The sequence below is a fragment of the Pantoea sp. DY-5 genome, assembly GCF_019795955.1.
Taxonomy (GTDB): domain Bacteria; phylum Pseudomonadota; class Gammaproteobacteria; order Enterobacterales; family Enterobacteriaceae; genus Pantoea; species Pantoea leporis.
Genome location: NZ_JAIMIE010000004.1, coordinates 149,670 through 163,638 on the forward strand (window position 1 = coordinate 149,670; position 13,969 = coordinate 163,638).

Annotated in this window: 15 protein-coding genes; 10 read left to right on the plus strand and 5 right to left on the minus strand. The window is 55.9% G+C overall.

All coding sequences use genetic code 11. The features are described from left to right. Positions 1-14: 14 nt before the first annotated feature. The 3 genes from K5Y30_RS14340 (at position 15) to K5Y30_RS14350 (ending at position 3,730) form a co-directional block, all read left to right on the plus strand. The gene (locus K5Y30_RS14340; protein WP_255606679.1) at positions 15-833 is read left to right on the plus strand and encodes a phosphodiesterase; all 819 of its coding nucleotides are present in this window, start codon (positions 15-17) and stop codon (positions 831-833) included. A gap of 165 nt (positions 834-998) precedes the next feature. Further along, positions 999-2,591, plus strand: a complete 1,593-nt coding sequence (locus tag K5Y30_RS14345; protein ID WP_222184502.1) for a sensor domain-containing diguanylate cyclase — start codon at positions 999-1,001, stop codon at positions 2,589-2,591. Between the two features lie 65 nt (positions 2,592-2,656). Continuing rightward, complete coding sequence (locus K5Y30_RS14350; RefSeq protein WP_176971084.1) at positions 2,657-3,730, plus strand: AI-2E family transporter; 1,074 nt, start codon at positions 2,657-2,659, stop codon at positions 3,728-3,730. Positions 3,731-3,764: 34 nt separating this feature from the next. Here the strand turns inward: K5Y30_RS14350 and bcp are convergent, their stop codons facing one another. Together bcp and K5Y30_RS14360 are read right to left on the minus strand one after the other, a co-directional pair. After that, positions 3,765-4,232 carry a thioredoxin-dependent thiol peroxidase gene (gene bcp / locus K5Y30_RS14355; RefSeq protein ID WP_176971085.1) on the minus strand — a complete coding sequence of 156 codons (468 nt, stop codon included), beginning with the start codon at positions 4,230-4,232 and terminating at the stop codon, positions 3,765-3,767. A 140-nt stretch (positions 4,233-4,372) separates the two neighbouring features. After that, positions 4,373-4,939, minus strand: coding sequence for a glycine cleavage system transcriptional repressor (locus K5Y30_RS14360; protein ID WP_217548954.1), 567 nt, complete (start codon positions 4,937-4,939; stop codon positions 4,373-4,375). A gap of 143 nt (positions 4,940-5,082) precedes the next feature. Between K5Y30_RS14360 and dapA the strand changes: the two genes are divergently transcribed. From dapA to ypfH, 6 genes are all read left to right on the plus strand, one after another. Beyond that, on the plus strand, positions 5,083-5,961 hold the full coding sequence (gene dapA, locus K5Y30_RS14365) for a 4-hydroxy-tetrahydrodipicolinate synthase (protein ID WP_222184504.1): 879 nt from the start codon (positions 5,083-5,085) through the stop codon (positions 5,959-5,961). A 14-nt stretch (positions 5,962-5,975) separates the two neighbouring features. Beyond that, positions 5,976-7,004 carry an outer membrane protein assembly factor BamC gene (gene bamC / locus K5Y30_RS14370; RefSeq protein ID WP_222184506.1) on the plus strand — a complete coding sequence of 343 codons (1,029 nt, stop codon included), beginning with the start codon at positions 5,976-5,978 and terminating at the stop codon, positions 7,002-7,004. 144 nt (positions 7,005-7,148) lie between these two features. Continuing rightward, complete coding sequence (gene purC / locus K5Y30_RS14375) at positions 7,149-7,862, plus strand: phosphoribosylaminoimidazolesuccinocarboxamide synthase (RefSeq protein WP_176971088.1); 714 nt, start codon at positions 7,149-7,151, stop codon at positions 7,860-7,862. Positions 7,863-8,026: 164 nt separating this feature from the next. Then, complete coding sequence (locus K5Y30_RS14380) at positions 8,027-8,893, plus strand: neutral zinc metallopeptidase (protein ID WP_222211883.1); 867 nt, start codon at positions 8,027-8,029, stop codon at positions 8,891-8,893. Continuing rightward, on the plus strand, positions 8,893-10,851 hold the full coding sequence (locus K5Y30_RS14385; protein ID WP_370634205.1) for a tRNA(Met) cytidine acetyltransferase TmcA: 1,959 nt from the start codon (positions 8,893-8,895) through the stop codon (positions 10,849-10,851). Before K5Y30_RS14380 ends, K5Y30_RS14385 begins: the two co-directional genes overlap by 1 nt. 73 nt (positions 10,852-10,924) lie before the next feature. Further along, the gene (gene ypfH / locus K5Y30_RS14390) at positions 10,925-11,620 is read left to right on the plus strand and encodes an esterase (RefSeq protein WP_101763528.1); all 696 of its coding nucleotides are present in this window, start codon (positions 10,925-10,927) and stop codon (positions 11,618-11,620) included. 47 nt (positions 11,621-11,667) lie between these two features. Here ypfH and K5Y30_RS14395 read toward each other — a convergent pair whose 3' ends face one another. From K5Y30_RS14395 to K5Y30_RS14405, 3 genes are read right to left on the minus strand one after another with little or no spacing between them, the layout of a single operon-like run. Next, the gene (locus tag K5Y30_RS14395) at positions 11,668-11,856 is read right to left on the minus strand and encodes a YpfN family protein (RefSeq protein ID WP_008108368.1); all 189 of its coding nucleotides are present in this window, start codon (positions 11,854-11,856) and stop codon (positions 11,668-11,670) included. 19 nt (positions 11,857-11,875) lie between these two features. Further along, a complete protein-coding gene (gene dapE / locus K5Y30_RS14400; protein WP_222211884.1) occupies positions 11,876-13,003 on the minus strand; it encodes a succinyl-diaminopimelate desuccinylase in 1,128 nt (375 codons plus the stop codon). Between the two features lies 1 nt (position 13,004). Beyond that, complete coding sequence (locus K5Y30_RS14405; RefSeq protein WP_101763530.1) at positions 13,005-13,373, minus strand: ArsC family reductase; 369 nt, start codon at positions 13,371-13,373, stop codon at positions 13,005-13,007. A 404-nt stretch (positions 13,374-13,777) separates the two neighbouring features. On the opposite strand from K5Y30_RS14405, the gene ypfM reads away from it, so the two are divergent. Next, positions 13,778-13,837 carry a protein YpfM gene (gene ypfM, locus K5Y30_RS24955; RefSeq protein WP_137386901.1) on the plus strand — a complete coding sequence of 20 codons (60 nt, stop codon included), beginning with the start codon at positions 13,778-13,780 and terminating at the stop codon, positions 13,835-13,837. Positions 13,838-13,969: the final 132 nt, after the last annotated feature.

A 13,969-nucleotide genomic window follows, 5' to 3' on the forward strand; every position in this document is an offset into this window, starting at 1 on the left:
TCGTGTCTGAAGCAATGACGCTCATCGCGCAAATCAGCGATTTACACATCAAGGCCAACGGCCGTTTATCCTATAAAAAAGTCGACACCCAAGCCGCGCTACTGCGGGTGATTGAGACGCTAAACCGCCTTGCGCCGCGCCCCGACATGGTGGTGATTACCGGCGATCTGGTCGATTTCGGCACCGCGGAAGAGTATCAAACGTTAAAGCAGGCGCTGCGCCAGCTGCAGCTGCCATTTCTGCTGATGCCGGGCAACCACGACGATCGCCAGGCGCTGCGTGCGGCGTTCCCGGATCATCACTATCTGCAGCACGGAGAAACCCTGAACTGGCAGATGCAGGTGAAAGGTGTGCAACTGCTGGCGCTCGATTCCAGCGTGCCGCAGCAGCCGTGGGGTTATGTGGATGAAGTGCAGTTGCACTGGCTTGATGAGCAGTTGCAGCGTCAGCCGCAGTTGCCGACGCTCGTGATGCTGCATCATCCGCCGTTTCTTTGCGGCATCAAACATATGGATAACCAGCCGCTGCGCAATCCGGCGGCGCTGGCGGCGATTATCCAGCGCCATCCACAGGTGGAACGCGTGCTGAGCGGCCATCTGCACCGCTCGGTGCAGGCGCGTTTTGCCGGTACGCTGGCGTGCGTGGCGCCGGGTGTATCGCATCAGGTGGCGTTTGATCTCGCGGAAAATGCACCGGCGAATTTTATGCTGGAGCCGCCCGGTTTTCTGCTGCATCGCTGGCATGCGCTGCAGGGCATGAGCACGCATTTGTGTGCTATCGGCGATTATCCCGGTCCGTGGCCGTTTTACGATGCCAACGGTTTGATCGATTAGCGCCAGCGTAGAGAAAGAATTGTGTGTGGCTGACAGGATGCTTCGTGCTCAATTTGCGTTGTGGGTGTACAATCGCCCGTTAGCTCACCAGGGCAAGTGCATCCAATTATAACAAGACTGTCAGGCACACATATCGATGAATCTATTCACTAAGGTCGGTGCGCTATGCTAACGCGCCTGCGGCCAAAAACTGACCTGCGCACGCTGATCGCGCTGTTGGCGATCACCAGCATCGTCATCACACTTGCCAACACGCTGTACGCCACCTGGCGCGTACAACGTATGGTCCTGATCGAAAGCACCCTCGAAGCCAATCGCGCTTACGCCACTAAACTGGCGGCGACGACAGAGGTCTTCTTTCAGCTGGCTCAGTCGCAGCTGCACTACAGCGCGACGCAGCTGGGCAATGATTTTGATGATGCCGATTTGGCGCAGCAGGAAGTCAATCGCCTGCGTGAGCAAACTAATAGCTTTAACTCGGTGGCGGTGGTGGACAGCAACGGCATCGTGAAAGCCATTTCACCTGAATCGCTGATGCTGAAAGGCATGCAGCTCACCAGCCAGGCTTCGCGTGAAGCGCTGGCGCAGCGTCAGCCGATGGTCAGCAAACCCAGCATCTCCGCCGCCAATAATCTGATTGTGTTTGTCTCCTGGCCGATCTGGAGCAAAGACGGACGTTACCTTGGCTACGTTGGCGGCACCATCTATCTGAAGAAGAAAAGCATCCTCAACGCGCTGCTCGGCGAGCAGTTCTATCGCGATGGCACGCATGTTTACGTGCTGGATCGCAATAATCAGGTGCTGTACCACCAGAATACCCAGCTGATTGGTAAAAGCGTGCCGGGCATCGTTAGCGATCGCCAACGCGAGGAGAAAACCAACGGTGAAGTGCAACTGACGGAAGAGAACGTGCCTAAGCTGGCCGGTTACGCCATCGTGCCCACCACCGGCTGGATGGTGGTGGCGCTCAAACCCACCGATGTCACGCTGGCGCCGCTCACCGGCTTGCTGCTGAAAGTGTTGAAAAACTCGGTGCCATTTGCGCTGCTGACCTTGCTGGTGGCGGTGATTCTGGCGCGTCTGATTGCGCTGCCGCTGTGGCAACTGGCGCGCAAAGCCAGCCAGATGGATTCCCAGGGCGTGTCGAACGAGATTGGCGGCATTCGCGCCTGGTATTTCGAAGCGGCGCAGGTCAAACGCGCGCTGCTCACCGGTATTGGTTTAGTGCAGGATAAGATTGGTCGCCTGAAATCGGAAGTGCAGAGCGATCCCATGACCAATCTGCTTAACCGTCGAGGCCTGAGCGCGGTGCTCGACTACTTCGCCACCATGCGCCAACCGTTCTCGGTGCTGGCGCTGGATATCGATCATTTCAAACGGGTCAACGATACCTTCGGTCATGACGTCGGTGATGAAGTGATTAAACATGTGGCGCGAACCTTACGCGGCAGCGCACGTCAAACCGATGTGGTGTGCCGTAACGGCGGGGAAGAGTTCCTGATGCTGCTGCCTGCGACGTCGGTTGAGGATGCACGCATTTTGGCCGAGCGCGTGCGCATCAGCATTGCGGAAAACTGGATTGATCAGGTTGGCAATGTCACGCTGTCGGTGGGCATTGCCGACTGGCAGCCGGAAAGTGGTTCGCAGGAGCAAAGCCTCAAGCAGGCCGATGCCGCGCTCTATCAGGCGAAAAATGCCGGACGCAACTGCGTGATGATCTCCGGTCAGGATGCGTTGGTCAGTAGCATTACGCATTAATCCCCTCAATCAAATTATCAATCGGTCGCCATGAATGGCGACCCTACGTACAACTGGAAGTAAAAATGCTCGTTCTGCTTTATCAATGGTACAAACGCCGCTTCAGCGATCCGCAGGCCATCGGGCTGCTGGTGATTCTGCTGGCGGCGTTTTGCATTCTGTTCTTCCTCAGCGGTTTGCTGGCACCGCTGCTGGTAGCGTTAGTGCTGGCTTATCTGCTGGAGTGGCCAACGGTACGCTTGCAGCGTGTTGGCTGTAGCCGAACCTGGGCAACCAGCGCGGTGCTGGTGGTGTTTGCGGGCATCTTGCTGGTGATGGTGCTGATTGTTGCGCCGGTGGCGTGGCAGCAGGGCATCAACCTGACGCGCGACTTGCCCAACATGCTGAATAAGCTCTACGTGTTTGCCGCAGGCTTGCCGAAGCGCTATCCGGCGCTGGTTGATGCCGGCATCATCGATATCATCGTCGAGAACCTGCGCAGCCGTCTCACCGGCCTCGGCGAATCGCTGGTGAAGTATTCGCTGGCGTCGCTGGTCGGTTTGATGACGCTGATGATCTATCTGGTGCTGGTGCCGCTGATGGTGTTTTTCCTGCTGAAAGATAAAGAGCAGATGCTGAATGCGGTACGCCGCGTGCTGCCGCGTAATCGCGGTTTGGCGGGCGTGGTGTGGCAAGAGATGAATCAGCAGATCACCAACTATATTCGCGGCAAAGTGCTGGAGATGGTGGCGGTGGGCTTTGTCACCTGGCTGGCATTCCTGCTGCTCGGCCTCAACTATTCGCTGCTGCTGGCGGTGCTGGTCGGCATTTCCGTGTTGATTCCCTACATCGGCGCGATGGTGGTCACCATTCCGGTGATCGGCGTTGGTCTGTTCCAGTGGGGATTGGGCAGCGATTTCTGGACCATGATCGCTATTTATCTGGTGATTCAGGCGCTGGATGGCAACGTGCTGGTGCCGATTCTGTTCTCTGAAGCGGTTAACCTGCATCCGTTGGTGATCATTCTGTCAGTGGTGATTTTCGGTGGGATGTGGGGATTCTGGGGCGTGTTCTTTGCGATTCCGCTGGCGACGCTGGTAAAAGCGGTGGTGCGTGCGTGGCCGGAAACACCGGCGCTCGAGGAGCCACGCGCAGAGTAAAAGAAAACGGGTGCGACCTGCGCACCCGTTTACATCAGGCTGACTTCAGATAATCCAGCACGATGTCGTGGTGATTGGAGGTTTTGAAATCGTCGAACACTTTCTCAACGTTGCCGTTGGCATCAATCAGGAAGCTGATGCGGTGAATGCCGTCATAGGTTTTGCCCATAAAGGTTTTCTCACCCCAGACGCCAAACTGCTCGCACACCTGATGATCTTCATCCGATAAGAGCGTGAAGTTCAGCAGCTCTTTATCGGCAAAGCGTGACAGCTTCTCCGCTTTGTCGGTGCTGATACCCAGCACAACAACGCCCTCAGTTTTCAACTCATCCATGTTGTCGCGCAGACCGCAAGCCTGCACGGTGCAACCCGGCGTCATGGCTTTCGGATAGAAATAGACCAGAACGCGCTGTCCCTGGAAGTCGGCCAAATTTACTTGTTCGCCGTCCTGATCGGGCAAACTAAATTTCGGTGCGGTATCACCGGCTTTCAGTGGATTCATCACAACTCTCCATTTTTTTACATGCTGTGGGTAATACACCATCAAGAGCAAAAGTGCCAGGTGGTGTTTACCGTCAGGGTTATTTCACCACACGGTTTGCCGCAGCGGCAGAGTGTGTGGCGAAATAACCCGGAGCCTGATTAAACGGTGCTATTAGCATCGTCGGTGACACTATAAAGACGAATTGAGCCTTGTGCATGCAGTTCTTCGCACAGCTGATTGAAAGCCTGCTCGATGGGCGCACTGAATTGATTGGCCGGGCTGTGCGCCGTTATTTGAATATAGAGCGTCGGTGCCACGTCATCCTGCGCCGGTTTAATTCTGGACACCAGTTCGGCAATATTCATCTGATGTTTATCGAACAGATCGGTGAAGCGCTCAATGATGTGCGGTGAATCCGGCACTTCGATTTGCACCCATACGGTGGCGGGCATCGGTGGCGTGGCGCGCGCATTGGTGCGCTTCATTACAATCAGCAACTCCAGCTCGGCACCTTTCATCGGCAGCGTCGATTCAATCAGGGTTATCGCGTTCCAGCTACCGGACAGCAGCATAATAAAAGTGAACTCATCGCCCAGCATCGCTAAACGGCTGTCCTCGATGTTGCAGCCGCAGCTGCTGACGTGGCGGGTGATGGTATTGACGATACCCGGACGATCAACGCCCAGTGCGGTGATCACCAGATGGTGAGGCTGTGACTGCGACAAAATGGCATTTCCTGTACGTTCGCTAATAACTATAAGGTAAACATAAAAAAAACTGCTGACAAGCGCGGGAATGGCGTGGCTCGCTTGCTTTTCTTTCAATGTAAAACGTAACATGAGGCACTTGTTTGTCGAGGGGATAGCCCATGTTCACCGGAAGTATTGTTGCGCTCATTACGCCAATGAATGAAAAAGGTAATGTCTGCCGCGAAAGTTTGAAAAAACTGATTGATTATCATGTTGCCAGCGGCACCGCGGCGATTGTTTCTGTTGGCACCACCGGCGAATCAGCCACGCTCAGCCATGACGAGCACGGTGATGTGGTTATGCAAACCCTGGAACTGGCGGATGGCCGTATTCCGGTTATCGCCGGCACCGGCGCAAATGCCACGGCTGAAGGCATCTCTCTGACCAAACGCTTTACCGGCAGCGGTGTGGTGGGCTGTTTAACGGTCACGCCTTATTACAACCGTCCGACGCAGGAAGGTCTGTTCCAGCACTTTAAAGCCATTGCGGAAAGTACCGATCTGCCGCAGATGCTGTATAACGTTCCTTCGCGTACCGGTTGCGACATGCTGCCGGAAACCGTCGCGCGTCTGGCCGAAATTAAAAATATTATCGGAATCAAAGAGGCCACCGGGAACTTATCGCGTGTCTCACAGATCCAAGAGCTGGTTAATGATGAGTTCATCATCGTCAGCGGCGATGACGCGACGGCGCTGGACTCCATGCAACTGGGCGGCAAAGGCGTAATTTCGGTCACGGCTAACATTGCAGCGCGTGAAATGGTTGAACTCTGTGCCTTGGCGCAACAGGGCAAATTCGCCGAAGCGCGTCGCCTGAATCAGCGTCTGATGCATCTGCACCAGACGCTTTTCTGTGAACCCAATCCAATCCCGGTGAAATGGGCAGCAAAACAGCTAGGATTAATCGCGGATGACACGCTGCGTTTGCCAATGACGCCACTGACCGAAGCCGGTCAGGCGAAAACGGCGCAAGCGCTGATTAAAGCGGGTCTGCGATAATTTAGGGAGAATCAATGAGTTATTCAGTTAAGCGCTCGACGCTGGCAACGGTAGTGGGCCTTTCCACCCTGATGCTGCTCACAGCGTGTTCCAACGATCAGCGTTATAAGCGCCAGGTCAGCGGTGATGAATCTTACCTGCAGGCGCCTGAGCTGCACGATTTAAAAGCCCCAGCGGGCATGATTCTGCCGTTGCAGAATGGTGATTACGATGTTCCGCATAACGTGGCGAAAGGCGCAGTGGGCAAAGAGCTGGATATTCGTCCGCCAGCCCAGCCGCTGGCGCTGTTGAACGGCACGCGTGCACAGTTCACCGGTAATACGGGCGTGCTGGCAGTCGAAAGCAGCCGTGGTTCTATCTGGTCGCAGGTTGTGGGTGTGATTCAGTCTTACAAGTTCCCGATTGCCCAGCGTGATGACGCTTCGCAACAGCTGACCACCGATTGGGTGCAGTGGAACCGTGCTGACGAAGATAACCAGTATCGCGGTCGCTATCAGATCAGCGTGCAGAATCAGAGCTATCAGCAAGTGCTGACCGTACGTTTGCTGGAACTGCAGCAGTCGGGTCAAGCCGTTACTTCTCCGGCACAGATTCAACGCTATACCGGCCAGATGTTGAACGACATCAGCACCGGTCTGGATAAAGTCGATTCTGCCAGCCAGGATGCGGCGGCCAACCGTGCCACCGGACAGATTGATGTGCAGAGCGGCGCGGATGACACCGGTTTACCGCTGTTGATTCTGCGCGCACCGTTTAACGTCACCTGGCAGCGTTTGCCAGCGGCGCTGAAACGCGTGGGCATGGAAATCACGGATGACAACCGTTCGCAGGGCAGCCTGAAAGTGACCTACAAACAGCCGGGCAGCGGCGTGTGGGATCAGATTGGCGCCAAAGATCCAGAACTGCCAAACGGCGATTACAAGTTGCAGGTTGGCGATCTGGATAACCGCAGCAGTCTGCAGTTCATCGATCCGAAAGGTCACGTGCTAACCCAGGCGCAGAACGACGCGCTGGTGCAGGTGATTCAAGGTGCGCTGAAATAAATTGCCAAAGGGCCGGAGATTCTCCGGCCTTTTTGTTTTGGATTTGGCATAATAGCGCCCGGCGAAGTAAACGATTGCGTCACGCAATCGGCGCGCGGTGAAACACCGCTGAACACGGGTTCTTTCATGTTTGGAGTTAACAAGATGCAAAAGCGAGCTGAGTTGTATCGCGGTAAAGCGAAAACCGTATACAGCACCGATAATCCGGATCTGCTGGTACTTGAATTCCGCAACGATACGTCAGCAGGAGACGGTGCACGAATCGAGCAGTTTGATCGCAAAGGAATGGTAAACAACAAGTTTAACCATTTCATCATGACCAAATTGCAGGAAGCGGGCATTCCGACCCAGATGGAAGCGCTGCTGTCGGATAACGAAGCGCTGGTGAAAAAGCTGGAGATGGTGCCGGTAGAGTGCGTGGTACGCAACCGTGCGGCAGGATCGCTGGTAAAACGTCTGGGCGTGGAAGAGGGCATTGTGCTCAATCCACCGCTGTTTGATCTCTTCCTGAAAGATGACGCCAAACACGACCCGATGGTCAACGAATCCTATTGCGAAACTTTCGGCTGGGTAAGCAAAGCGAATCTGGCACGCATGCAAGAGCTGACCTTCAAAGCCAATGACGTGCTGAGCAAACTGTTTGATGACGCAGGTTTGATCCTGGTCGACTTCAAGCTGGAGTTTGGTCTGTTCAACGGCGAAGTGGTGCTGGGCGATGAGTTTTCACCAGATGGCGCACGTCTGTGGGACAAAAACACCATGGACAAAATGGACAAAGACCGTTTCCGTCAGAGCCTCGGCGGCCTGGTTGAAGCGTACGAAGAAGTTGCACACCGTTTAGGTGTCAAGCTGGACTAAGTCCATACGTCTCTCGTAGGGTCGTCATTTATGACGACCTTTTTTTATGCCCGCAATTCAGGTCGTCATAAATCACGGCGCAACGGTGTTCTGTCACTACAACACTGGTGCTTCCCGCTGCCGCCAACTAAAATCATGCCAAACATGTTTAAAGGAGTTAGACCATGCGCTGGCAAGGGCGTCGTGAGAGCGACAATGTAGAAGATCGACGCAATGATTCACCAGGCCTTGGCGGCGGTGGACGGCAAATCCGCATTCCACGCGGCAAAGGCGGCCTTATCTTGCTGGTGGTGGTCGCTGTTGCCGGCTATTACGGCTACGACCTCACCGCGTTATTGGAAGGCGGCGGCAGTGTCGCGCCAACGTCGCAGCAGCGTCAGGTAAACACCGCGCAGAGCAACGAAGATGCCAAATTCACCTCGGTGATTCTGGCAACCACCGAAGATACCTGGAGCAAGCTGTTCCAGCAGATGAACAAAAAGTATGTGCCGCCGAAGCTGGTGATGTATCGCGGGGCAACGCGCACCAACTGCGGCACTGGCCAATCGGCGATGGGGCCGTTTTACTGTCCTGCCGATCAAACCGTGTATATCGATTTGTCATTCTACGATGACATGAAAACCAAACTCGGTGCCGGTGGCGACTTTGCGCAAGGCTACGTGATTGCGCATGAAGTGGGGCATCACGTTCAAAAGCTGCTGGGCATTGAGCCAAAAGTGCGTCAGATGCAGCAGGGCGCGAGCCAGGCGCAGGCGAATCAGCTGTCGGTGAAAATGGAGCTGCAGGCGGATTGCTTCGCCGGCGTTTGGGGCCATTACATGGAGCAGCAAAACGTTCTGGAAGTGGGCGATCTGCAGGAAGCACTCAACGCAGCTGAAGCGATTGGCGACGATCGTCTGCAGCAGAAAGGTCAGGGCCGCGTAGTGCCGGATAGCTTCACCCATGGCACCTCTCAGCAGCGTTACACCTGGCTGAAACGCGGTTTCGATAGCGGCGATCCCGGCCAGTGCAACACCTTCGCTAGCAAGTGATCTCCGTGGTTGAACAAACGGCGGCGATGCAGCGTGCAGGCATTCGCCGCCTTTGCGTTATTGCGGGTGATGCGGAGTGGGCGCAGCAGGAGGCCACAGGTTGGCACACCGCGCTGCCCGGCGACTGGCTGACGCTGAGCGACAGCGCCGATTTCCCGCACGCCGTCGCGCCCGCTGCCTTACGCACCTTGCTGGGCCGTGAATTCCAGCATGCGATATTTGATGCCCGCCGCGGTTTTCACGCTGAAGCTTTTGCAGCGCTGGCCGGAACCTTACGCGCGGGCAGCTGGTTATTGCTGTTAACGCCTGATTGGGAAAGTTGGCCCAAGCAAACCGATGCCGACAGCCTGCGCTGGGCGGATGTCGCCGAGCCGATCGCCACGCCGCATTTTATCCACCACCTGCAAGCACTGATGCGGCAAGACGCGCAGGTGATGTTGCAACGTCAGCATCAAGCGGTGCGTTATCCCGTGGAAACGCATCTGCCCGACTGGCGCTGTCAGGCACCGCAGCAGCAGTCGCAAATTCTTGAACAACTTGAAGCGATGCCGCAAGGCGTTGCAGTGATCACTGCCGCGCGCGGTCGCGGCAAATCCGCGTTGGCCGGCATGCTGGTGCAGCGCAATCAACACTGTTTAGTCACGGCGCCAGCTAAAGTCTCCACGACGGTATTGGCCGAGTTTGGTGGTGAGCACTTCAGTTTCATGGCACCCGATGCCATTCTCGCGCAGGAAAATCCGCTTCAGGCGCAATGGCTTATTGTCGATGAAGCGGCCGCCATTCCCGCGCCCATCCTGCAACAGCTGGTGCAACGTTTCTCGCGCGTGCTGCTTATCACCACCGTGCAAGGTTACGAAGGCACCGGACGCGGCTTTATGCTGCGCTTCTGCGCCACCTTACCTGACGTGCGCTACTACCAGCTCGACGAGCCGTTGCGCTGGTCGCCGAACGATCCGCTGGAGCAGTGGCTCAGCCAGGCGTTGCTGTTTGAAGATGCGCAGGAGAGCCGCACAAGCGGTGCTATCGCGATTTATCCAGCAACGCCAGACCACAACGTAGCGGCGCTGGAAGCGGGCTATCGCCTGCTTGCCAGCGCGCACTATCGCACTTCGCCACTGGATTTGCGGCGCATGCTGGATGCGCCCGGCATGCGCTTTTGGTTGGCGGGTGAAGCCGATCAGGTAACTGGCGCGCTGTGGCTGGTGGAAGAGGGCGGATTGGATCAGGCACTGGCCGACGCGGTGTGGGCCGGTCATCGTCGGCCACGCGGCAATCTGGTGGCGCAATCGCTGGCGGCCCATGCCGGGTTCGCGCAGGCGGCGACGCTGCGCTCACTGCGCATTAGCCGGATTGCGGTGCAGGCGTCACAGCGCCAGCGCGGGATCGGCAAAGCGCTGGTGGCCACGGCACATAAACAGGCGCAGAATTGTGATTATCTCTCGGTGAGTTTCGGCTACACCGAATCTTTGTGGCACTTCTGGCGCGCCTGCGGTTTTACGCTAGTGCGGATTGGCTCGCAGCGCGAAGCCAGCAGCGGCTGCTATGCGGCGATGGCGATGCTGGCAATCTCTGCGGCCGGTGAAGCGCTACAACAACAGGCAGCGCAGCGGCTGGCGCGTGATTGGCCGTGGCTGCAAGCGATTATAGATTTACCGTTAACGCTGGTAAGCGATGCCGGCCAGCAGCTAAACGAGGATGACTGGGCGCTGCTGGCCGGTTTTGCCTGGGCGCAGCGCCCGTTCGAAGCCAGCTACGCGGCGCTACAGCGGCTGGTGCGCCAGTCTCCTTCACCGTTGTTGAATGCCATCCTGCTGCAAAAACAGACGCTAACCGATGCCGCGCAACATGCCGGTCTCAGCGGGCGTAAAGCCTTGATAAACCAGCTGCGATCGGAAGCTGGCGCAGCACTGATTCGCCTCAATCCCGACGCGGCGCAGCGGCTGCGTTCATTGCAATAAATCCATTATCTCGTTCAAATTTTCCCGATATCTCTGTGCCCGCAGCGGCGTATAGTGATTTGAGGAGGATCTTATGGCACTACGATATGTAATTGTTCAGCAACCCAGCAGTGCAGCACAGCTGTTTCTGCTGTATCACGGCATCAACGACAACCCGGATTCGATGGCGCAGATTGGTAGCTGGTTCGCAAAAGCGTTCCCGCAAGCGCTGGTGGTGTCGGTCGGCGCACCTTACGCGGGCAGCGTGCCGCAAGGACGTCAGTGGTTTGCCGATATTCCGCCGCACGATCGTTCGGAACAGCAGGGCGTGGATGCGATCATGCCAGAGTTCGTGGCATCGGTGCGTCACTGGCAGCAAGAGAGCGGCGTGCGTGCCGAAGCCACGGCGCTGGTGGGCTTTTCCCAGGGCGGCATCATGGTGCTGGAAGGCATGAAAGCGCAGCCGGATTTGGCGGGACGCGCGATTGTGTTTAGCGGCCGCTATGCCACATTGCCGTTGCGGGCCAGCACGCGTAACACCATTCATCTGATTCATGGCGATTACGACGAACAGATCCCGCTGCAGCACGCTGAAGAGGCGAAGCAACGTCTGATTTCGTTGGGCGGCGATGTCACGCTGGATGTGGTGGAAGATTTACCGCACGCGATTAACGATCGCAGCATGGAGCTGGCGCTGAATCATCTGCGTTATACCGTGCCGCGTCGTTACTTCGATGAGGCGCTAAGCGGTGCGAAGCCGGGCGATGATGATGTGGTGATGATGATGTAGCAGGATGCGTAACGGCGCGAGTTATCGCGCCGTTTGCGATATGACGATTATTTCTTTTTCGGCCAGTCGTCCTCGTCATCCCATTTATCGTTGAAATCACGATGCGGCGGTAACGTCGGTTTGTTGTCCATGAATTTTTTATGGTCGATACGTTTTAGGTCTTTGTAAACGTTCATCAAAATACCAACCATCAGCAGGATCACCAGGATCCACCAGTACTCTTTAAAGAATTCCATCCCCTTTCTCCTTTTGCGCTTAGGCGATCAGCTGTTCCATGATGCGCTGATACATACGGCTCAGCATCTGCAAATCTGACGCTTTCACGCACTCATTGATCTTATGAATGGTGGCGTTCACCGGGCCCAGTTCCACCACCTGCGCACCCATGCGCGCAATGAAGCGCCCATCGGAGGTGCCGCCGGTAGTCAGCAACTGCGGCTTAATCTCATTATAGTGCGCCACAGCGTTCACCACGGCATCCACCAGCTTACCGCGTGATGTCAGGAATGGCTGGCCGGAAACATTCCACTCCAGCGTATAGCGCAGCTGATGACGATCGAGCAGCTCCGCCACGCGATCTTTAATCATCTGATCGGTCAACTGCGTGCTGAAACGGAAGTTGAACTGCACAAAGAATTCGCCAGGAATTACGTTGTTGCTGCCGGTTCCGGCCTGCACGTTGGCGATCTGCATGCTGGTCGGCGGGAAGAATTCGTTGCCTTCATCCCAAACTGTCTTCACCAGCTCATTCAGCGCCGGCATGGCGCGATGCACCGGATTATCCGCCAGATGCGGATAGGCTACGTGGCCCTGCACGCCGTGAATGGTGAGATTAGCTGTCATCGAGCCGCGACGGCCATTCTTCACCACGTCACCCACGATCTCGGTGCTCGACGGTTCGCCGACCAGGCAATAATCCATGCGTTCATTGCGCGCCATCAAGCGCTCAACCACTTTCACCGTACCGTTAACCGCGCTGGCTTCTTCATCGGAAGTAATCAGAAACGCCAGGCGACCTTTGTGCTGCGGATTAGCGGCCACAAAGCGTTCCGCTGCCACCACCATCGCCGCCAGCGAACCTTTCATATCGGCGGCACCGCGGCCAAACAGCATGCCGTCGCGGATGCTGGGCTCAAACGGCGGGCTGATCCAGCGGTTGGCGTCGCCCGGCGGTACCACATCGGTATGACCGGCAAACGCCAGCGTTTCGCCCTGGCCGCGCGTCGCCCAAAAGTTCAGCGTATCGCCAATGTGCATTGGCTCGACCGTGAAGCCGATGGCTTCCAGACGCGCAATCAGCAGCGCCTGACAACCGGCATCATCCGGGCTGAGTGACGGGCGACGGATAAGCTGCTGAGCCAGCTCAATAACCGGACAGAACATGTTATGACTTCTCCTGGATAAAGGCGGAATAAAGGGAATCTTTGAAGCCGACCAGCAGATCGCCATTCGGCGCGGCTAACACCGGACGCTTGATGATGGCAGGCTGCGCCAGCATCACCGCTTTGGCGCTGGCGGCATCGTTTACCGCGTCGCGTTCGGCTTCCGGCAGCTTGCGCCACGTGGTACCGCGCGTATTGAGCAGCGCCTCATAACCGAGCTGATCGATAAACGATTGCAGCAGTGCGTCGTCAATGCCCTCCACGCGATAGTCGTGAAAACAGTAGTCGATACCGGAAGACGCTAAATAGTTGCGTGCTTTTTTAATCGTGTCGCAATTTTTAATTCCGTACATCACCCACTGCGCTGTCATCGCTTATTCCCATTGAGTAAAAAATAAAGCGCGAGTTTACCACAGCGATCTAAGGGCTGTGAGCGCTGACGGCGAAAGCCGGCCTTATTCAGCTATTTTTCATGACCCTTTTGCCGTTATAAATTCTATTACTTAGGGCCGGGAAGCGCTTTCACTTACGCATTTAATAATTGCCTGCAACATCATTAAGCCGCTAAGGATTATCTTAAGCGCGGATTTCTGCTACCCGATTTAAGTCAGCCATTTTTCCTGACGCATTATAGAGTTGCTGAAATGTGCGTCAGTACGCAATTTTAACAGATTGAAGCTTTTCACCGCTTTTGCCGATAGTGATAACAGGTGGAAACGTATTCACCACCAGAAAAAAACGGCGTAGAATTGCCGCTACAATAAGAGAGGATTTTATGGTCGACACCGAAATGGGAAACTGGAAAGAATTCATCGAAGCGATGTTACGTAAGTAACGCGTGAAGAGAAAAGCAGGGCATTTCCCAACTTGCTGTAATTCTTACCACACACAACAATAAAGCCGCCATGGATGTTCATGGCGGCTTTTTTATTCATTTAACCGCGCGCGATGAATCACGCCGCGACAA